Annotated in this window: 19 protein-coding genes; 8 read left to right on the top strand and 11 right to left on the bottom strand. The window is 64.0% G+C overall.

Annotated elements, in window-relative coordinates:
• The 5 genes from ACSVIK_RS25390 to puuE all read right to left on the bottom strand — a co-directional run.
• The coding region (locus tag ACSVIK_RS25390; protein ID WP_442446907.1) for a hypothetical protein at positions 1–223 on the bottom strand (223 nt) is incomplete at its 3' end.
• 51 nt (positions 224–274) lie between these two features.
• Entirely contained in the window at positions 275–1,534 is a 1,260-nt protein-coding gene (locus ACSVIK_RS25385) for a urate hydroxylase PuuD (protein WP_442446906.1), read from the bottom strand.
• A 46-nt stretch (positions 1,535–1,580) separates the two neighbouring features.
• Positions 1,581–2,084, bottom strand: coding sequence for an ureidoglycolate lyase (locus tag ACSVIK_RS25380; RefSeq protein WP_442446905.1), 504 nt, complete (start codon positions 2,082–2,084; stop codon positions 1,581–1,583).
• 36 nt (positions 2,085–2,120) lie between these two features.
• Positions 2,121–2,636: a 2-oxo-4-hydroxy-4-carboxy-5-ureidoimidazoline decarboxylase gene (uraD, locus tag ACSVIK_RS25375; protein WP_442446904.1), complete on the bottom strand. Its 516-nt coding sequence runs from the start codon at positions 2,634–2,636 to the stop codon at positions 2,121–2,123.
• Positions 2,637–2,644: 8 nt separating this feature from the next.
• Entirely contained in the window at positions 2,645–3,571 is a 927-nt protein-coding gene (gene puuE, locus ACSVIK_RS25370) for an allantoinase PuuE (protein ID WP_442446903.1), read from the bottom strand.
• Between the two features lie 400 nt (positions 3,572–3,971).
• Between puuE and uraH the strand changes: the two genes are divergently transcribed.
• A complete protein-coding gene (gene uraH / locus ACSVIK_RS25365) occupies positions 3,972–4,325 on the top strand; it encodes a hydroxyisourate hydrolase (protein ID WP_442446902.1) in 354 nt (117 codons plus the stop codon).
• 84 nt (positions 4,326–4,409) lie between these two features.
• Here uraH and ACSVIK_RS25360 read toward each other — a convergent pair whose 3' ends face one another.
• Positions 4,410–5,759 (bottom strand): NCS2 family permease, encoded by a 1,350-nt coding sequence (locus tag ACSVIK_RS25360; protein ID WP_442446901.1) that lies wholly within the window; start codon positions 5,757–5,759, stop codon positions 4,410–4,412.
• A gap of 388 nt (positions 5,760–6,147) precedes the next feature.
• Between ACSVIK_RS25360 and ACSVIK_RS25355 the strand changes: the two genes are divergently transcribed.
• Positions 6,148–6,897 (top strand): GntR family transcriptional regulator, encoded by a 750-nt coding sequence (locus ACSVIK_RS25355; RefSeq protein WP_442446900.1) that lies wholly within the window; start codon positions 6,148–6,150, stop codon positions 6,895–6,897.
• A gap of 1,048 nt (positions 6,898–7,945) precedes the next feature.
• On the opposite strand, the gene ACSVIK_RS25350 is transcribed toward ACSVIK_RS25355, so the two are convergent.
• Genes ACSVIK_RS25350 through ACSVIK_RS25340 form a run of 3 tightly spaced genes read right to left on the bottom strand, consistent with a single transcriptional unit; the run spans position 7,946 to position 10,399 of the window.
• The gene (locus ACSVIK_RS25350; protein ID WP_442446899.1) at positions 7,946–8,443 is read right to left on the bottom strand and encodes a methylated-DNA--[protein]-cysteine S-methyltransferase; all 498 of its coding nucleotides are present in this window, start codon (positions 8,441–8,443) and stop codon (positions 7,946–7,948) included.
• A 4-nt stretch (positions 8,444–8,447) separates the two neighbouring features.
• Positions 8,448–9,326: a DNA-3-methyladenine glycosylase family protein gene (locus ACSVIK_RS25345; protein ID WP_442446898.1), complete on the bottom strand. Its 879-nt coding sequence runs from the start codon at positions 9,324–9,326 to the stop codon at positions 8,448–8,450.
• A gap of 56 nt (positions 9,327–9,382) precedes the next feature.
• Complete coding sequence (locus ACSVIK_RS25340; protein ID WP_442446897.1) at positions 9,383–10,399, bottom strand: AraC family transcriptional regulator; 1,017 nt, start codon at positions 10,397–10,399, stop codon at positions 9,383–9,385.
• 103 nt (positions 10,400–10,502) lie between these two features.
• Between ACSVIK_RS25340 and ACSVIK_RS25335 the strand changes: the two genes are divergently transcribed.
• The 6 genes from ACSVIK_RS25335 to ACSVIK_RS25310 all read left to right on the top strand — a co-directional run bounded on the left by ACSVIK_RS25335 (position 10,503) and on the right by ACSVIK_RS25310 (position 16,298).
• Positions 10,503–11,969, top strand: a complete 1,467-nt coding sequence (locus ACSVIK_RS25335; protein ID WP_442446896.1) for a flavin-containing monooxygenase — start codon at positions 10,503–10,505, stop codon at positions 11,967–11,969.
• On the top strand, positions 11,953–12,882 hold the full coding sequence (locus ACSVIK_RS25330) for an alpha/beta hydrolase (RefSeq protein ID WP_442446895.1): 930 nt from the start codon (positions 11,953–11,955) through the stop codon (positions 12,880–12,882). The genes ACSVIK_RS25335 and ACSVIK_RS25330 overlap by 17 nt, the downstream gene beginning before the upstream one ends.
• Complete coding sequence (locus tag ACSVIK_RS25325) at positions 12,882–13,643, top strand: SDR family oxidoreductase (RefSeq protein ID WP_442446894.1); 762 nt, start codon at positions 12,882–12,884, stop codon at positions 13,641–13,643. Before ACSVIK_RS25330 ends, ACSVIK_RS25325 begins: the two co-directional genes overlap by 1 nt.
• A 216-nt stretch (positions 13,644–13,859) precedes the next feature.
• Positions 13,860–14,222 carry a ribonuclease E inhibitor RraB gene (locus ACSVIK_RS25320; protein WP_442446893.1) on the top strand — a complete coding sequence of 121 codons (363 nt, stop codon included), beginning with the start codon at positions 13,860–13,862 and terminating at the stop codon, positions 14,220–14,222.
• A gap of 72 nt (positions 14,223–14,294) precedes the next feature.
• Positions 14,295–15,005, top strand: coding sequence for a type 1 glutamine amidotransferase (locus ACSVIK_RS25315; protein ID WP_442446892.1), 711 nt, complete (start codon positions 14,295–14,297; stop codon positions 15,003–15,005).
• A gap of 114 nt (positions 15,006–15,119) precedes the next feature.
• The gene (locus ACSVIK_RS25310) at positions 15,120–16,298 is read left to right on the top strand and encodes an N-acetylmuramoyl-L-alanine amidase (protein ID WP_442446891.1); all 1,179 of its coding nucleotides are present in this window, start codon (positions 15,120–15,122) and stop codon (positions 16,296–16,298) included.
• Positions 16,299–16,302: 4 nt separating this feature from the next.
• Here the strand turns inward: ACSVIK_RS25310 and ACSVIK_RS25305 are convergent, their stop codons facing one another.
• Both ACSVIK_RS25305 and ACSVIK_RS25300 read right to left on the bottom strand, forming a co-directional pair.
• Positions 16,303–16,839, bottom strand: coding sequence for a DinB family protein (locus tag ACSVIK_RS25305; protein WP_442446890.1), 537 nt, complete (start codon positions 16,837–16,839; stop codon positions 16,303–16,305).
• Positions 16,840–17,072: 233 nt separating this feature from the next.
• The gene (locus ACSVIK_RS25300; RefSeq protein WP_442446889.1) at positions 17,073–17,435 is read right to left on the bottom strand and encodes a VOC family protein; all 363 of its coding nucleotides are present in this window, start codon (positions 17,433–17,435) and stop codon (positions 17,073–17,075) included.
• Positions 17,436–17,553 lie beyond the last annotated feature (118 nt).

Here is a 17,553-nt window from a genome sequence, read left to right as displayed (position 1 = left end):
ATGGCCCATGTACGCCGACCCTCGGAGCAGCGATGGAGCGAACGAACCCCGGCGAAGCCGGGGCCGGATGGCGGGGCAAGCCTTTTTGCTTTCTTTTGTGGCGTTTGACAAAAGAAAGTCGCCGGGGGGCGAAACGGGAGACATCAGCTAAACGCTGATAAGCAGCTTGAACACCGAGACAACCGAAATCAAAACACAAACTTGCCAGTCCGATGTCACCCAAGCATTCTCCCCTGAAATGCGATAAACCTGTTTCTTTCTGGGGCGCCGATGCTCAGTGCTCGATCGAGGCGCCCTGTGCGATCCAGCGGCCGATCAGGTCACGCTCGTCCTGGGTCATCTGGGTGATGTTGCCCAGCGGCATGATCTGCGAGGCCACGGCCTGGGCCTGAATCTTCGCCGCCTGGGTCTGCATCTGTTCCGGCGTATCGAGCATGAAGCCAGCCGGGGCGGTGCTGAACATCGGGCTGGTCGGGTGGGCCGAATGGCACACGCTGCAACGCTCGTGGATGACCTTTTCGACCTGGGCGAAGCGGGTGCCGTCGGCCTGTGCCGTGGTGCTGGCAGCGGAAGGCTGCGCGGCTGGCGCAGGGGTTGACTCCGGCGTTGCCTGAGCCAGCGGCGCGCTGGCCGGAGCAGGTGGCTTCGGCGCGGTGACATAGGCCAGGCAGATCATGCCCAGGGCGGCGGCCGGCAGCGTCCAGGCGAAGCGCTGGCTGGCGTGGCGGGTATTGAAGTAATGGCGCACCAGCACCGCCAGCACGGCGATGCCCGCCAGGATCAGCCAGTTGTAGTGGCTGCCGTAGGTGCTGGGGAAGTGGTTGCTGATCATGATGAACAGCACCGGCAGGGTGAAATAGTTGTTGTGCCGCGAGCGCAGCAGGCCCTTGGCCGGCAGCAGTGGGTCGGGCGTGCGGTTCTCTTCGATGGCCTTAACCAGTGCGCGCTGCGCCGGCATGATGATGCGAAACACGTTGCCGACCATGATGGTGCCGATCAGCGCGCCGACATGGATATAGGCGGCGCGGCCGCTGAACACCTGGGAGAAGCTCCAGGCCGCGGCGATGATCAGGACGAACAGCACCAGGCCGAGCAGAGCCGGGCGCTTGCCCAGTGGCGAGTCGCACAGCAGGTTGTAGATGACCCAGCCCACCAGCAGCGAGCCTAGGCCGATGACCACCGCCAGCTCCGGTGCCAGGCCGCTGCCGGGCTTGACCAGGTACAGGCTGGGGTTGAGGTAATACACCACCAGCAGCAGGGCGACGCCCGAGAGCCAGGTGAAGTAGGCCTCCCATTTGAACCAGTGCAGGTTCTCCGGCATTTTCGGCGGTGCCAGCTTGTACTTTTCCAGGTGGTAGATGCCGCCGCCATGAATGGCCCAGAGATCGCCTGACAACCCCTCGCGTGGATTGCGCCGCTCGAGGTTGTTCTCCAGCCAGACGAAATAGAAGGATGCGCCGATCCAGGCGATGCCGGTGATCATGTGAATCCAGCGGATGCCCAGGTTTAGCCATTCGGTGAAATGTGCTTCCACGTTCCGTACCTCTCCCTGCAACCGGCAGAGCGGCTGCAGGCTTCTCTTATTGGTGGGGATCGAGGAGAAGAAGCTCGTCCTCGGCGAAGAAATGTTCGTCGCAGTTGTTACCGGAACCACTGCGATCAACCACCAGGAAGTCATCCCGCTTTTCGATCGTCAGCACCGGATGGTGCCAGACGCCGCGATGGTAATTGACGCCCTGCCTGCCGTTGCTGAGGAAGGCACGGACGGAGCCTGATACAGGTACATCGCCAAGTGGCGCGACCACGATCAGAAAGGGGTTGCCGAGCAGCGGCATGAAGGCCTGGCTGCCCAGCGGATGGCGTTCCAGCATGCGGATGGTCAGTGGCATCTGCAGCGCCTCGGCGCGGAAGATGCTGATGATGGCCTGATCCTCCGGCTGCGCGGTTTCCACGCTGGCCAGCTTGTGATAGCGGCGGGTGGAGCCGTTGTTGATCATGAAGAAGTCGCTGCCTTCGGTTTCGATCACGTCACCGAAAGGGGCGAAGGCTTCCTTGCTCAGGGGCTCGATGGTCAGGCTGCGCATGGCTGTTCTACTTGTTCTCGAATGGGTGGTGCAGCATCAGAGCTGCTGCAGGCGGAACAGGGCGATCTGGTTGATCTCGGCCAGGGCGGTGGCGAACTCCTGCTCAGGGGTATTGTGAATGCGCTGCTCGAAGGCGGCGAGGATCTGGTGGCGGTTGCTGCCCTTGACCGCCTTGATGAAGGGAAAGCCGAACCGGGCCTTGTAGGCGTCGTTGAGTGCGGTGAAGCGGGCGAACTCCTCGGCGCTGCATTCGTGGATGCCGGCGCCGGACTGTTCGGCGGTGCTGGAGGCGGTCAGCTCGCCGCGCACGGCAGCCTTGCCGGCCAGATCCGGGTGGGCCTTGATCAGCGCGAGCTGGGCATCGCGGCTCGCATCCAGGAGGATCGTGGCCATGCGCTGGTGCAGCGTCTCGACCTCGTCGAACGAGGCGTCCAGGCCCTGCTCATAGGCCTGCTCGGCGACCCAGGGCGAATGCTCGTAGATATCGGCGAAAGCCTCGACGAAGGCTTCGCGGCTCAGCGAGGAGGGCGTCAGGGTCTGGAAACGGCTCATGGCTATCCTCACTCGCTCGCGCGCAAGGGGTGGGTGGCATGCCAGTGGCGGGCAATGTCGACACGGCGCGCGCACCAGATCTTGTCGTGGCTCTTCACGTAGTCGAGAAAGCGTGCCAGCGAGGCCAGGCGCGCCGGGCGCCCCAGCAGGCGGCAGTGCATGCCGATCGAGAGCATCTTCGGTGCACCGGCCTGACCTTCGGCATAGAGCACGTCGAAGGCGTCCTTGAGGTACTCGAAGAAGTCGTCACCCTTGTTGAAGCCCTGCACCTGGGTGAAGCGCATGTCGTTGGTGTCCAGGGTGTAGGGGATCACCAGATGGGGTTTTTCCGGTGTGCTGGCCGGATCCCAGTAGGGCAGGTCGTCGTCGTAGGTGTCGGAGTCGTAGAGAAAGCCGCCTTCCTCACGCACGATGCGCCGGGTGTTCGGACCGAGGCGGCCGGTGTACCAGCCCCGCGGGCGTTCGCCAGTGATCTCGCTGAGGATGCGGATGGCTTCGAGCATGTGCTCGCGCTCGGTGGCCTCGTCGACGTTCTGGTAGTCGATCCAGCGCAGCCCATGGCTGCAGATCTCGTGACCGGCAGCGGCCATCTGGCGGATCACCTCGGGGTGACGCTGGGCGGCCATGGCCACGGCGAAGATGGTCAGTGGAATATCGTGCTTGTCGAACAGGTTCAGCAGGCGCCAGACGCCAGCGCGGCTGCCGTATTCGTAAAGCGACTCCATGCACAGGTTGCGCTGGCCTTGCAGCGGCTGGGCGGCGACCATCTCGGAGAGGAAAGCCTCCGACTCCTTGTCACCGTGCAGGATGTTGCGTTCGCCGCCTTCTTCGTAGTTGAGCACGAAGGACAGCGCGATGCGGGCGTCGCCCGGCCAGTGCGGATGGGGAGGGTTGGCGCCGTAGCCGATCAAATCGCGTGGGTAATCAGCGTTCACTGCAGTCTTCCTGTCTGAATTGTGGCGGTCGTGACGTGGAACCACGCAAGTGCGACCAGGTAATAGATTGTATACAAAATTATTATCGCTTTGTCAGTCGGCTCTGCGCCATGTTCCGGTCTTTTCGAGCAAGCAAGAAACTTGCCCATTTGGTCAGCTTATGCTTCCTTGGAGGCCTTGCTCAGCGCTCTTGTATGGAAACGGTAAAAACCAGTAAGTAGCCTGGAAAGACATGGTGTTGCTGTGGTTGTGTACAATTTCAATCGTTATTGTCTTGAAGTGTGTGGATCATGCTACCCTGCGGCCAGGTTTCGGTTTTGCTTTTCCCGGCGACACCAGCAGCGTGGCTGCGAACTCCACACAGCCCCAGTGGCCGGTGAACTCAATCAACGAGGTGATCATGGGACGTTTGACTACCCACGTACTGGATGCCGCTCATGGCTGTCCCGGAAGTGACATCGAGGTCGAGCTGTATCGTGTCGAAGGCACTCAACTGACGCTGATCAACCGGCTCAAAACCAATCATGATGGCCGTTGCGATGCGCCGGTGTTGCAGGGCGACGACTATCGCAGCGGCGTCTACCAACTGCATTTCCATGCCGGTGACTACTACCGGGCGCGCGGTGTCGCACTGCCCGATCCGGCCTTCCTCGACGTGGTGGTGCTGCGCTTCGGCATCGATGCCGGGCAGGAGCACTACCACGTACCCTTGCTGCTTTCCCCTTACAGCTACTCCACCTATCGCGGTAGCTGATCTCCTGTTTGCTCCTTGCCCGCACAGGTTGCGGGCTTTTTCATTTCTTGCGTGCAGCATCTTGCGCCAAAGCGCCTCTTCAACTCAGAGAAAGGCGAACTTGGCGATGAAGATGGCGCAGAGCACGTACAGGCTCAATGACACCTTGTCGCGCTGGCCGGTCAGCAGCTTCAGCGTAGCGTAGGTGAGAAAGCCCAGAGCGATGCCATTGGCGATGGAGAAGGTCAGTGGCATCATCACCACGGTGACGATGGCGGGAATGGTGTCGGTGTGATCCTGCCAGTCGATGTGCGCCAGTCCGCTCATCATCAGCATGGCCACGTAGATCAGCGCGCCAGCCGTGGCATAGGCCGGAATCATGCCGGCCAGTGGGGCGAAGAACATCGCGGCGAGAAACAGCAGGCCCACGGTGACGGCGGTCAGGCCGGTGCGCCCGCCTGCGGCGACACCGGAGGCGCTCTCCACGTAACTGGTCACCGGCGGGCAACCGACCACGGCACCGACCACGCTGGAGGTGCTGTCGGCTTTCAGTGCCCGCGACAGGTTCTGGATCCTGCCGTCATCGTCCACCAGGTTGGCGCGGTGGGCCACGCCCATCAAGGTGCCGGCCGTGTCGAACATGTTGACGAAGAGAAAGGCCAGGATGATGCTGACCATGGCCAGGTTGCAGGCGCCGGCGATGTCCATGGCCATGAAGGTCGGTGCCAGGCTCGGCGGCATCGACACCAGCCCCTGGTAGTGCACCAGGCCGAGCGCCCAGCCGAGCGCGGTGACGCCGAGCATGCTCAGCAGGATGGCGCCGAACACCTGGCGATGGCTGAGCACGGCGATCAGCAGGAAACACACTGCGGCCAGTAGCGTCGTCGGCTCGCTGAACGAGCCCATGGTCAGCAGGGTGGCCGGGCTGTCGACGACTATACCGGCGGTCTTCAGGCCGATCAGCCCGAGGAACAGGCCGACCCCCGCACCCATGGCGAAGCGCAGGCTCATGGGGATGCTGTTGAGCAGCCATTCGCGGATTCTCGACAGGCTCATGATCATGAACAGCACGCCGGAGATGAACACCGCGCCCAGCGCCACCTGCCAGCTATAGCCCATCTCGCCGACCACCGTGTAGGTGAAGAAGGCATTGAGCCCCATGCCCGGTGCCAGTCCTACCGGCCAGTTGGCGTACAGCCCCATGAGAAAGCAGCCCAGCGCGGCGCCGATGCAGGTGGCGACGAAGGCCGCCCCGTGGTCGATGCCGGCGCCGGCCATGATGTTGGGGTTGACGAAGATGATGTAGGCCATGGTGACGAAGGTGGTCAGGCCGGCGAGCAGTTCGGTCTTGATGCTAGTGCGATGCTCGCTGAGCTTGAAGAAACGATCGAGCAGGCCGGTCGGTGCCTGGCCCGTCACGTGCGCAGCCTGTCGTTCTTGTTCGATGCTTTCCACAGGAGGCTCCCATTGTTTTTCTTGTATGTGGCCGAGAGGCGGCGCTGGCCGATCTGCATGCCAGGCTGAGGCGGATTCCTGATCTATCGGTCAGGAATTGTCTGGCTGCGATTATGGAGGTGTATACAAAAAATGCAATTCATGTTTTGCCGTGGCGCTTATCGCCCTCTGCCATGGGCGGACTTGTGGTGCCGCGAGCTGCGCTTGGCAGTACTGGCGATGGCGTCGGTGGTGCCTTCGTCCATGGAGGCGATGGACAGATGTTGGGGTTGTATGGCTTGTGTACAATCAGAACGACATTTTCCGGGAAAGGCTGGTCACCTCTGCCGCTCTCCCGACAGAACGCAGTAGAGTCGCGCCATCGCGTCTCTCATTCATACGAGCCAGCATGAACGATCAATTGCAGCCCCTAAAGAAGCAGCCGCGTGCGAGCAAGGGCACCCGCAGCGGGACTCAGGACGATATCGTCTACGTGCATATCTTCGATGCCATCCTTGAGCAGCGCCTGGCGCCCGGCACCAAGCTGAGCGAAGAGGCGCTGGGGGAGATCTTCGGCGTCAGCCGCACCATCATTCGCCGCGCGCTGTCGCGCCTGGCGCATGAAGGCGTGGTGCTGTTGCGACCCAACCGCGGTGCGGTGGTGGCCAGCCCCAGCGTCGAGGAGGCGCGGCAGACCTTCTATGCGCGACGCCTGGTAGAGCGCGCCATCACCGAACTGGCGGTCAAGCATGCCAGTGCCGAGCAGCTGAACGAGCTGCGGCAGATGGTCAGGGAGGAGCGCGACAGCTTCGCCCGTGGCGACCGTGGCGCGGGCATTCGTCTATCCGGCGAGTTTCATCTCAAGCTGGCCGAGGCGGCGGGTAACGCGCCGTTGGTGAGTTTCCAGCGCAGCCTGGTATCGCAGACCTCGCTGATCATCGCCCAGTACGAGAATGGCAACCGCTCGCACTGTTCCTACGACGAGCACAACGAGCTGATCGATGCCGTCGAGGCACGGGATGTCGACAAGGCCGTGGAGCTGATGATGCATCACATGGATCATATCGACAGCAAGCTCAACCTCGACGAGGACGGCGCTTCGGACGATCTGCACGCGGTGTTCTCGCATCTGCTGCAAGCCAAGAAGAAACCTGCCTGACGCCGAACGTTCCTGGTAGGCGGATTCATTCGCGATCATGGGCAGGCGCGGAGCCAACCTCTATCGCGCCGCACGGGGAAATCAGTACTAACATCGGACTGGCAAGTTTGTGTGTTGGATTGCTGGTTGTCCGGGATTCCGTTCCAGATTGCCGCGTTTTTTTTGATATCTCCCTTTTCGCCCTCCCGAGCGAGTCACTTTGCGGGCAAAGTAACCAAAACCCTCCGCCCGATCATCCGGCCCTGGCTACGCCAGGGTTCGTTCGCTCCATCGCCGTTCCAGAGGCCCGCCGCGGTGGGCCATCCCTGGCCCATCGCGGCTTTCGCGACATCCATGTCGCTCAACCTCTTCCACGACGATTCCGCTCACCCTCCTGGGCGGGCTCTGCACGCGCCTGAACCGGCGGTAATCCTGAAGTAGCGCGGAGTGCTGGTCAGCCGTAGGGCGGATCGGGGCGCCGACCGCTCGTAGCGCCAGCGAACAGTCCGCCGGGCCATGCCCAGTTCGGCACCACAACCTACGTTCAATACTCCCACCAACGGCGTACTGCTTCGCGAGTACGCCCTACGCGAATGAAAGTTTTGGTTTAACCCGATGGCCATATCCTGGCCTCACCTTTACCAGAACACGCTGGGCGTACCCTGGCATACCAGTTCGTTCAGGCGCGCGAATGGCCCCTTCAGGAGGGTGAGCGGAATCGTTGCGTATAGGGGCGAGCGGCATGGATGCCGCGAGAGGCTTAAAGGGCCAGGGACGGCCCTTGTAAGCCGACCCTCGGAGCAGCGATGGAGCGAACGAACCCCGGCGCAGCAGGGCGGGGGCGCCTAGCTCGGATGTCGGGGGCCAAGCCTTTTTGCCTTCTTTTGTGGCGTTTGACAAAAGAAGGTCGCCGGGAGGCGAAACGGGAGATATCAGCAGAACGCGATAAACAGCTTTACACCGAAAGCAAAAAACCACTCACACAAACTTGCCAGTCCGGTATCAATCAGGCATTGCCCCTCAAAATGCGATGAACCAATAAATAGGGGGGGACAGGGTGATCCGCCCGTCACCACGCCAGCGACGTCTGACGCGCCTGCAATGCGCCTTCGAGTTCCAGCAGCAGTTGCTTGCGCGGCAGGCCGCCGGCATAGCCGGTCAGGCTGCCGTCGCGACCGATCACCCGATGGCAGGGCACGATGATGGCGATGGGGTTGGCGCCATTGGCCGCGCCCACCGCGCGCACGGCCTGGGGCTTGCCGATGCGCTCGGCCAGTTCGGAATAACTGCAGGTGCGCCCATAGGGGATGGCCTGCAGCGCCTGCCAGACCTGTTGCTGGAACGCCGTGCCGCGTGGCGCCAGGCGCAGCTCGAACTGGCGCCGCTGGCCGGCGAAGTACTGGTCGAGTTGTCGGCAGGCCTCATCCAGTTGACGCTCGGCCGGCTGCCAGTGCGGTTCGATGCGCCAGGGGCGGCTATCCAGCTCCATCAGCAGCAGGTGCAGACCATCGTCATCGGCGGCCAGCAACAAGGGGCCGAGCGGGCTGTCGTGATAGCGGTAGTGCATGCCTTCAATCTCCTGCGTAGTCATGCCATAGATGCGCCGCCGCGTAGGCCCGCCAGGGGCGCCAGGCTTCGGCACGGGCGGTCAGGCGGCGGGCATCGATGCCCGTCGCGCCCCACACGGGCGCCTTGAGCAGCCCCAGGTCGCTGGCGGGGAAGGCATCGGCGGCGCCAAAGGCGCGCAGGGCGATGTACTCGGCCGTCCACGGGCCGATGCCGGGTAGGCTGCACAGGCGTTCGATCAGTGCCGCGCTGCCGTCTGCCAAGTCGAGCTGTAGGCTGCCATCGGCGACCCGTGCGGCGAAGTGCTGCAAACACTGCACGCGCTTGCCGGGCATGCCGATGCCGGTCAGATCGGCCTCGGCCAGCGCCTCCGGGGAGGGGAACAGATGGCTGATGTCCGGGGCGCCGGCCATCGACAAGGGCGCGCCGACGCGCTGCACCAGGCGCCCGACTATGGTCACCGCCGCCTTGACCGTCACCTGCTGGCCGGCGATGGCGCGCACCGCCTGCTCGAACGGGTCGAAGGCCACCGGCAAGCGCAGGCCGGGATTGCGTTGCACCAGGGGCGCCAGCAGCGCGTCGCCGCTCAGGTGTTGGGCGATGGCCTGCGGCTCGGCATCCAGGTCGAACATGCGCCGCACCCGTTGTTCAAGATCATCCAGATTTCGCGGCGAACCGAGGCTGCAGCGCAGCTCCAGGGCATTCTGACCCGGCAGCGGGGTGACCCTCAGCCAGCCGCTGTTGCCGTCGATGGCGAAGCCGCGGGCGTAGCTGTGCGGCGTCAGCGCTTCCAGGCCAGGAACCGCACGCAAAGCGAAATGCCGCTGAAATTGCTGCCATTGCCAGGGCGGCTGGTAGGGCAGCAGGAGAGTGAAATTAGCCATGCCTGCAAAATAGCCTCGAAGCCAGCCGCTGTCAGCGCGAAGCTGACTTTCAAAGTTCAGCCATCGCCACGCTGGTAGCGCCCCGGTGTGGTGCCTTTCCAGCGTTTGAAGGCATGGATGAAGTTGGACAGCTCGCCATAGCCCAGGCGTTCGGCGATTTCTTCCAGGCTCAGGCCGCCGGCTTCGAGCATGTCCTCGGCCAGCGCCTGACGCACCTGATCCTGCAGGGCGCGAAAGCCGATGCCTTCTTCGTTCAGGCGACGGCGCAGGGTGCGGCTGCTCATATGCAGGCTGGCCGCGACCCGCTCCATGTCGTCGAGCTGCCCTGGCGTGCGCAGCAGCAACTGGCGCACCTGCCCGGTCAGGCCTTCGTCCCACTTGTGGCGGGCCAGTATCGCCTGGCACTGCTGTTCGCAGGCTTGTACCAGAGCCGGGTTGGCGAAGGGCAGGGGCCTGTCGAGCAGGGTGGCCGGGAACATGAGGGAGTTGTCGTCGGCTGCGAATTGCACGGCGTGGCCGAACGCCTTGGCGAAGGTCTGGGGCATTTGCGCGGCAGGCTGGCGCATGCGCACCTGCAGCAGCGGCAGCTTGTCGCCGAGTAATTCACGGATCACCACCAGGGCACCGAGCATGTCCCGTTGCACGATGAACGGCAGCAGCGCCGTCGGCGTCTGGCTATCATCGAACAGCAGGCAGGCGTCCTGGCCCCGTTCGGCCAGGCTGATATGGGTGAAGGCAAAGGTCAGGCCCAAATAGCGCAGGCCGAGCGCGGCAGCTTCGCGCACCGTGGCGCTGCTGAGCAGGGCGTAACCCCAGGCGCCGTAGCTGATCAGGCGGTAGCGCTCGCCAGCCAGCAGGCCGAGGTGTTCGATGTCGGGCAGACCCTGAACCAGATTGGCGATCAGCCTCAGCTCGCAGTCGGCGTCGATCTCACCTTGCAGCGTCGGCAAGCGCGCCGGGGTGATGCCCGTACCGGCCAGGCAGGTGGGCAGATCCAGGCCGAGGTCGAGGCCTAGCTGAATCAGCAGTTGCAGGCTGGTGACGCTGCGGCGTTTGGGCCAGGAGGCAGGCATGAGGTTGTCCGAAAAGCACAATCTGCTGGCCGACTATGCCATAACCATGCGCCGTTTGGCTCAGTAGCATGGCAGGCGTCATCAATGGGTCGGGGAGACCACAATGCATAACAACCCCCGGATATGGCGCGTGCTGATCATTGGCAGTGGCTTTGCCGGCCTGGGCCTGGCCATGCAGTTGCGCAAGCAGGGCGAGGAGGATTTCCTGCTCCTGGAAAAAGCTGCCGAGGTCGGCGGCACCTGGCGGGAGAACAGTTACCCGGGGGCGGCCTGCGACGTGCCGTCCTATCTGTATTCCTTTTCCTTCGAGCCCAAGCCGGACTGGTCACGCAAGTTCGCCCCACAGGCGGAAATTCATGCCTACATGCTGCAATGTGTGGAGAAGTACGACCTGCGCCGACAGATCCGCCTGAATAGCGAGGTGCGCGGCGCCGAGTTCGATGAGGCGCGCGGTGTCTGGCGAGTCGAGCTGAACGATGGCCAATGCCTGGAGGCGCAAGTGCTGGTCAGCGCCTGCGGCCAGCTCAATCGCCCGGCCTATCCGCAACTGCCGGGGATCGAGCGCTTTCAGGGCGAGGCCTTTCATTCCGCGCGCTGGCGGCACGACATCGACCTCAGCGGCAAACGCGTGGCGGTGATCGGCACGGGCGCTTCGGCCATCCAGTTCGTCCCGCAGATCCAGCCCAGGGTGGCCAGCTTGAGCCTGTTCCAGCGCTCGGCGGCTTATGTCCTGCCCAAGCCCGACCGTGCCTACCGCGCCTGGGAGATCGCTCTGATGCGCCGCTTGCCGCTGCTGCAGCGCGGTGTGCGCCTGCTGCAGTACCTGCATCACGAAGCGCGAGCCCTGGCTTTCGTGCACTGGCCCTGGCTGATGGGCCCGCTGCGCGGCATCTTCACCCGGCATCTAGAGCGGCAGATGCCCGATGCCGACAAGCGCGCTCGCTTGCAGCCGGATTACCCCATGGGCTGCAAGCGCATCCTGATCAGCAACGATTACTTCCCGGCGCTGGCGCAGGCCAATGTGGAGATCGTCGACGCGTCGATCCGCGAGGTACGTGAGCACTCGCTGGTCAGCGCCGATGGCCGTGAGCATCCCTGCGACGTGCTCATCTATGGCACGGGCTTCACCGCCAGCGATTTCCTCGCGCCGATGCGGATTCGTGGGCGCGCCGGGCTGGAGCTGAACCAGGCCTGGCAGGACGGCGCCGAAGCCTTCAAGGGCATCAGCGTCAGCGGCTTTCCCAACCTGTTTTTGCTCTACGGGCCGAATACCAACCTGGGGCACAACTCCATCATCTACATGCTGGAAAGCCAGTTCGCCTACGTGCTGGGCTGCCTGCGCACGCTACGCGAGCAAGGGCTGCGCTATATCGACCTGAAGGCCGCGCCCCAGCGCCGCTACAACGAGGCGTTGCAGGCGCATACCCAGCGCACCATCTGGGCCCAGGGTTGCCAGAGCTGGTATCAGACGGCCGCTGGTAAGCACACCAACAACTGGCCGGGTTTCACCTTCACCTATCGCCAGCAGACCCGCGCTCCGGAGCTTGCCGACTATGACTGCATCCGCTGATTTCGTCGCGCCCGTGCCTGGGCAAAAAGCGCTGCGCCTTCTGCTACGGGCTCTGTTGCGAGTGCTGTTTCGCGGGCTGATCCGACCGCCCATGCCGGTGGCTGGCCAGCGCCTGATCCTGCGCGCGCTGACTGCCGTCACCCTGGTGCCGGGCGGGGTGCAACGCAGCCGTGAGACATTGGCCGGGGTGCCCTGCGAATGGCACCGACCACCCGGCCAGAGTGAGCGGGTGGTGCTCTATCTGCATGGCGGCGCCTTCATGATCGGCGGGCCGAATACCCATCGCGGTATCTGCGCCAGCCTGGCCAAGCGCGGTGGCTTTGCGCTGTGCGCGCTGGATTATCGTCTGGCCCCGGAGCATCCCTTTCCCGCCGCGCGGGACGATGTGCTGGCGGCCTACCGCGCCTTGCTGGAGAGTGGGTATAGCGCCGCGCAGATCGCCTTTGCCGGCGACTCGGCCGGTGGCAACCTGTGCCTGGTCGCTTGCCTGCAGGCCCAGCAGCAGGGACTACCAGCACCGGCGGCGCTGCTGTGCCTGTCGCCCGTTGCCGACTTGTCCGGGGCCAGCCGACACGATCCCCCGGCTGGCGACCCGCTGCTGCACCCGCGCTGGCTGCAGCAGGCAGTCGAGCTCTATCGACCGGCTCAGCTAACCGCGTTCGATCCCAGGCTGTCACCGCTGTATGCCGATCTTGCCGGGCTGCCGCCACTGTTGCTGCAGGTAGGCGAAGATGAGCTGTTGCGCAATGACAGCCTGCGCCTGGCCGAGCGGGTGCGAGCCGCAGGTGGCGAGGTGCGCCTGGAGCGCTATCCGCAGCTCTGGCATGTATTCCAGGCTCATGTCGGGTTGTTGCGCGCGGCGGATCAGGCCATCGAGCGGATCATCGACTTTCTACGCGAGCGGGGGTGGTGATGAACAACATTCTGATTACCGGAGCGGCGTCCGGTATCGGTGCGGCCACGGCGCGGCTGTTCCATGCCCGGGGCTGGCAGGTCGGTTTGCTCGATGTCGATGGCGCAGCCCTGGCAAGCCTGGCCGCCGAGCTGGGAGGTGCCTGGTATCGGGCCCTGGACGTTACCGATGTGACGGCCGCCGAGCAGGCCATCGGCGAGTTCTGCGCCTTGCAGCAGGGGCGCCTGCGCCTGCTGTTCAATTGCGCGGGCATCCTGCGCACCGGGGCTTTCGAGCAGATCGCGTTACAAGAGCACCTGCGTATGCTGCAGATCAACGTGCTGGGCCTACTGGCTTTCACCCATCTGGCCTTTCCCTATCTCAAGGCCACGAGCGATGCCCAGGTGCTCAACATGGGCTCGGCTTCCGGCCTGTATGGCGTGCCGCTGATGGCCAGCTACTCCGCCAGCAAGTTCGCCGTGCGCGGCCTGAGCGAAGCGCTGGAGCTGGAATGGCGTGCCCATGGCATCCGCGTGGGCGACCTCATGCCGCCATTCGTGGATACACCGATGGTCGCCAGCCAGGCCCAGCGCCCACCGATCATCCGGCGCATGGGCGTGCATCTGCTGGCCGAGCATATCGCCGAGGCCGCCTGGCAACAGACGCAGGTCAACCGTGTGCATCGTCCGGTCGGCGTGCAGTTTCGCCTTCTGCACGCGCTCGGCCAGGTCACCCCGGCATTCATCACCCGGGCGCTGATGGCCTGGCTGAGCCGGGCTTGAAACCGCCCGTCGAAGTAAACGAGCGAAGTGCCACGAAAGCGTCTAGCCTGTAGGTGTTCGCCTCGTTCATGGGGCGGCCGTCGTTGCGCTTCGGAACACGCATCAAGCTAGCTTGATTCTCGGTGCGGCACCTTGGGTTGCCGTGCCACCGTTCGATAGAAACGGTTGCAATGGGAAAGCGGTTAATCCATCCATCGCAGGAGAGGAGGTCGTTTCATGAGCACAGCCTTGCATGACGATGCCAGCACCTCGGTGCTGCGCCGGATGAAGGAGGGCGGTTTCGACTTCGCCCAATTCCACCCCATCGAGTTCTACGCCATATTCCCCGATGAGGAGCGGGCCAGAATGGCGGCGAGCAATTTTCGTGGCGAATCGCTCAATGCCCAAATTACCCCACGCGAGGACGGTATCTGGCATTTGCAGGTGAGCAAGGTGATGTACGCCACGCAAGCCGGTATCGGTGCCTTCGAGCAGAGCCTGGAGTCCATCGTCGTGCCGCTTGGCGGCATGCTCGACGGCTGGGGCGTCACCCAGGAAGTTCGCCCAACCAAGGCCGACCTGCAAGCATCGGCCCGCTAGCGGCACTGGCGTGGATCGGCGCTGCCGGTTCACGCCTCGACTTGCCGCCTGGCATCGCGCACACTGCGCGCCATGTCAGACGTGCTCATCCTTACCCATATCGATTACTGCTCGCCCGCGCACCTGGGTGATGTGCTGCGTGCACGCGGCATCGCCCATGACGTGCTGCGCGTCGATCTGGGCGAGCTTCAGGGCTACGACCTGCAGCGCCCCAAGGCAGTGGCGGTGATGGGCGGGCCGATGAGTGTCAACGATGCGCTGCCCTGGATTGCCGAGGAAGTGGCGGCGCTGCAGTGCTTGATTGCCCGCGATATTCCCATCATCGGGCATTGCCTGGGTGGTCAGTTGCTCGCCCGGGCGCTGGGAGCAGCGGTCAGTCGCATGCCTTACACCGAGTCGGGTTGGCAGGCCATGCAGCGCCTGCCCGACGCCGGGCAACGCAGCCCCTGGTTGGCGCATCTGCCGGAGCGCTTCGAGATCTTTCAATGGCATGGCGACACCTTCGCGCTTCCGCCAGGGGCGCAGCCGCTGCTGGCCAGCCGCTGGTGCGCCAACCAAGCTTTCGCCTGGGGCGACAAGGTTCTGGCCCTGCAAGGCCACCCGGAGATGACCGAGGCGCTGATCAAGCAGTGGCTCGATGATTGGTCACACCTGCTCGACCCGAGCCAGCCCAGCCAGCAAGCGCCCGCCGAGATGCGCGAGCAAATCACGCAGAAGGTCAGGGCGCTGAACCAGGTGGCCGATGGGTTCTATACCCATTGGCTAAGGCTGGCCGGGCTTTAGCAGGCCGGACTTGTCGCGATCCGGTAACAAGATGTTATAAAATAGCGTTTGCGCGGCGCGGGTGGTTCTCGCCTGGTCGCCATACTGCCACCGCAATCCCGGCCGTGAACTCGCATGGACAGACGTAAATTCCTCCAATTGCTGGTCGCTGGCGTTGCCCTGCCAGCTTCCTTCAGTGCTCAGGCTGCCCAAGCGGTACGCCGTGTTCGCCTCTCCCAGCAAGGCGGCAAGAGCCTGCTCACGCTGGAACTCAGTGGGCCGGTCAAGGCCAACAGTTTCAGCCTGGACGCGCCGCCGCGCCTGGTGATCGACCTGCACAACGCCAGGCTGGCCGCTTCGCTGGACGGCCTGCCGCTCGCCGGCACGCCGATCAATGCCATTCGCAGCGGGCTGACGCCGGCGGGTGATCTGCGCATCGTGCTGGATCTGGCCTCGGCCGACCTGTTGGCCAGCATGCCCCCCTTGCAGCAGCTCGGGCATGAGCTGCGCCTGCAATTGCCCGCGCCGTCAGCGCCTGCGTCGGTGGCCGCCGCCGTGCCAGGGCGGCCGAGCAATCGTGATCTGCTGATCGTGATCGACGCCGGCCATGGCGGCAAGGATCCCGGCGCAGTGGGCGCCAGGGGCGAGAAGGAGAAGATCGTCGCTCTGCAGATCGCCACCCTGCTGGCGCGACATATCGACAGGCAGAAGGGCTACAAGGCCCGCCTGACGCGCAGCAGCGACGTGTTCATCCCGCTGCGCAAGCGGGCCGAGCTGGCCCAGCGTCTGAATGCCGATCTGTTCGTCTCGGTGCATGCCGATGCTGCGCCGCGCCGCTCGGCATCCGGCGCTTCGGTATTCGCCCTGTCCGAACGTGGCGCCACCTCGTCGATGGCGCACTGGATCGCGCAGCGCGAGAACGAGGCCGACTTCATCGGTGGCGGCTTGCCGGCAGCCATGCAGCAGAGTGACCCGATGCTCGCCGGCGTGCTGCTGGACATGTCGATGACGGCGACCATTTCCACCAGCCTGGACCTTGGCCACCAGGTGCTGCAGCACCTGGGCGCGGTGGCAGGCATGCATCAGTCGCGGGTCGAGCAGGCCGGTTTCGCCGTGCTCAAGTCCGCCGCCGTGCCCTCGATCCTGGTGGAAACCGGCTTCATCTCCAATGCCGCTGATTGCAGGCGCCTGCACGAGGGCCGTCATCAGCGCAAGGTGGCCGAAGCCATCTTCGCCGGTGTCGAGGGCTACTTCCGCAAGCGCCCGCCAGCCGGCAGCCTGATCGCGGCCATGGTCGCCCGGCAGCAGGCCTGACGCTTCAGGGTTGGTTCGGAATCAGCGCCAGCAGATCGGTCACGCCCATGTTCACGCCTGCCTGCATGAGCAGCGTGGTGGCCTGGCCGCGATGGTGGGTCTGGTGGTTGAACAGGTGCATCAGCAGGGCGAAGAAGTCCTTGCGCGCCTCCACGCCCTGGGTATTGCGATAGCTCAGGGGCTGATCCAGATGCTCCTCGCGCATTTCCTGGGCCAGGGCTTCCAGGCAGGCATCCAGGCGCGTGCGCAAGTTGGCCAGTTCACGGATATCCGCAGCCAGCGGCTGGTTCAGCCGGCTGGGCCGGGGCAGGTCGTCGAGCGCTTGCAGGGCGGCGAATCGCGCCGGGTGTCCGCTGTAGCGGCCGAGCCAGATCAGGTCGGCCACTGCCAGGTGGTTGAGCGTACCCAGGATCGAACCGAAGAAGGCTCCGCGCTCGGCGCTGATCTCGCTGTCGGGCAGCGTCTGCGCCGCCTCGTACAGCCGAGCGTTCATCCAGGTGTTGTAGCTGGCCATCTGGCGCAGGTGCTCGAGGCGTTGCATGGCGGCGTGCTCGCTGGGGAGGAGGCATCAGCATGCCGTGTTTGCCCGAGCGCTGACAGATACAGTTAGCAGGCAGTTGAAAAACTACCTGCGTTGGCAATACTGCGTAAAAAACAGCCTCGCGTGCGAGCCCAGTCAAAATGCTCATTTACAGCGCGTAAACTGCGCTTTTTCGGCTTTTTTTGCCTTGTCTTGCCTGCCTCGCCTACGTTTTTCAACGGCCTGTTAGGCGCTCATTCTGCGCACGGCTGCGACCACACCGCGAACTCGTTGCCGCCCGGTTCGACGAAGTGAAAGCGCTGACCGCCGGGGAAGGAGAAGATCGGTTTGACGATCTTGCCGCCAGCGGCCTCGACCTTGGTCAGAGTCGCTTGCAGATCGTCGCTGTAGAACACGATCAGCGCGCTGCCGTTCTCCGTGCGTGCTGCCACCTGCGCGCTGAAGAAACCACCATCCAGGCCTTCACCGGCGAAGGCCGCGTAATCCGGGCCATAGTCGCTGAATTGCCAGCCGAAGACTGCTGCAAAGAAAGCCTTGGTGGCGGGCAGATCGCGGCTGGGGTATTCGACGTAGTCGATTTTTTCGTGAGTGGGCATGCCGGGCTCCCTGGCAGATGGGGGGGGAGGGCCAGGCTAGTAGGCCGTTGAAAAACGTAGGCGAGGCAGCCAGTGCAAGGCAAAAACAGGCGAAAAAGCGCAGTTTACGTGTTGTAAA

Origin of the sequence: Pseudomonas sp. NCHU5216 (genome assembly GCF_052156495.1) — a bacterium.
Taxonomy (GTDB): Bacteria; Pseudomonadota; Gammaproteobacteria; order Pseudomonadales; family Pseudomonadaceae; genus Aquipseudomonas.
Note: the sequence above shows the minus strand (reverse complement) of the source record. Positions and strands in the feature narration are given on the sequence as shown.

Coding starts and splice junctions, on each gene's coding strand:
- ACSVIK_RS25380 (WP_442446905.1), bottom strand. CDS start 2,084: ATGCGCAGCCTGACCATCGAGCCCCTGAGCAAGGAAGCCTTCGCCCCT.
- uraD (WP_442446904.1), bottom strand. CDS start 2,636: ATGAGCCGTTTCCAGACCCTGACGCCCTCCTCGCTGAGCCGCGAAGCC.
- uraH (WP_442446902.1), top strand. CDS start 3,972: ATGGGACGTTTGACTACCCACGTACTGGATGCCGCTCATGGCTGTCCC.
- ACSVIK_RS25355 (WP_442446900.1), top strand. CDS start 6,148: ATGAACGATCAATTGCAGCCCCTAAAGAAGCAGCCGCGTGCGAGCAAG.
- ACSVIK_RS25350 (WP_442446899.1), bottom strand. CDS start 8,443: ATGCACTACCGCTATCACGACAGCCCGCTCGGCCCCTTGTTGCTGGCC.
- ACSVIK_RS25345 (WP_442446898.1), bottom strand. CDS start 9,326: ATGGCTAATTTCACTCTCCTGCTGCCCTACCAGCCGCCCTGGCAATGG.
- ACSVIK_RS25340 (WP_442446897.1), bottom strand. CDS start 10,399: ATGCCTGCCTCCTGGCCCAAACGCCGCAGCGTCACCAGCCTGCAACTG.
- ACSVIK_RS25335 (WP_442446896.1), top strand. CDS start 10,503: ATGCATAACAACCCCCGGATATGGCGCGTGCTGATCATTGGCAGTGGC.
- ACSVIK_RS25330 (WP_442446895.1), top strand. CDS start 11,953: ATGACTGCATCCGCTGATTTCGTCGCGCCCGTGCCTGGGCAAAAAGCG.
- ACSVIK_RS25325 (WP_442446894.1), top strand. CDS start 12,882: ATGAACAACATTCTGATTACCGGAGCGGCGTCCGGTATCGGTGCGGCC.
- ACSVIK_RS25320 (WP_442446893.1), top strand. CDS start 13,860: ATGAGCACAGCCTTGCATGACGATGCCAGCACCTCGGTGCTGCGCCGG.
- ACSVIK_RS25315 (WP_442446892.1), top strand. CDS start 14,295: ATGTCAGACGTGCTCATCCTTACCCATATCGATTACTGCTCGCCCGCG.
- ACSVIK_RS25310 (WP_442446891.1), top strand. CDS start 15,120: ATGGACAGACGTAAATTCCTCCAATTGCTGGTCGCTGGCGTTGCCCTG.
- ACSVIK_RS25305 (WP_442446890.1), bottom strand. CDS start 16,839: ATGCAACGCCTCGAGCACCTGCGCCAGATGGCCAGCTACAACACCTGG.
- ACSVIK_RS25300 (WP_442446889.1), bottom strand. CDS start 17,435: ATGCCCACTCACGAAAAAATCGACTACGTCGAATACCCCAGCCGCGAT.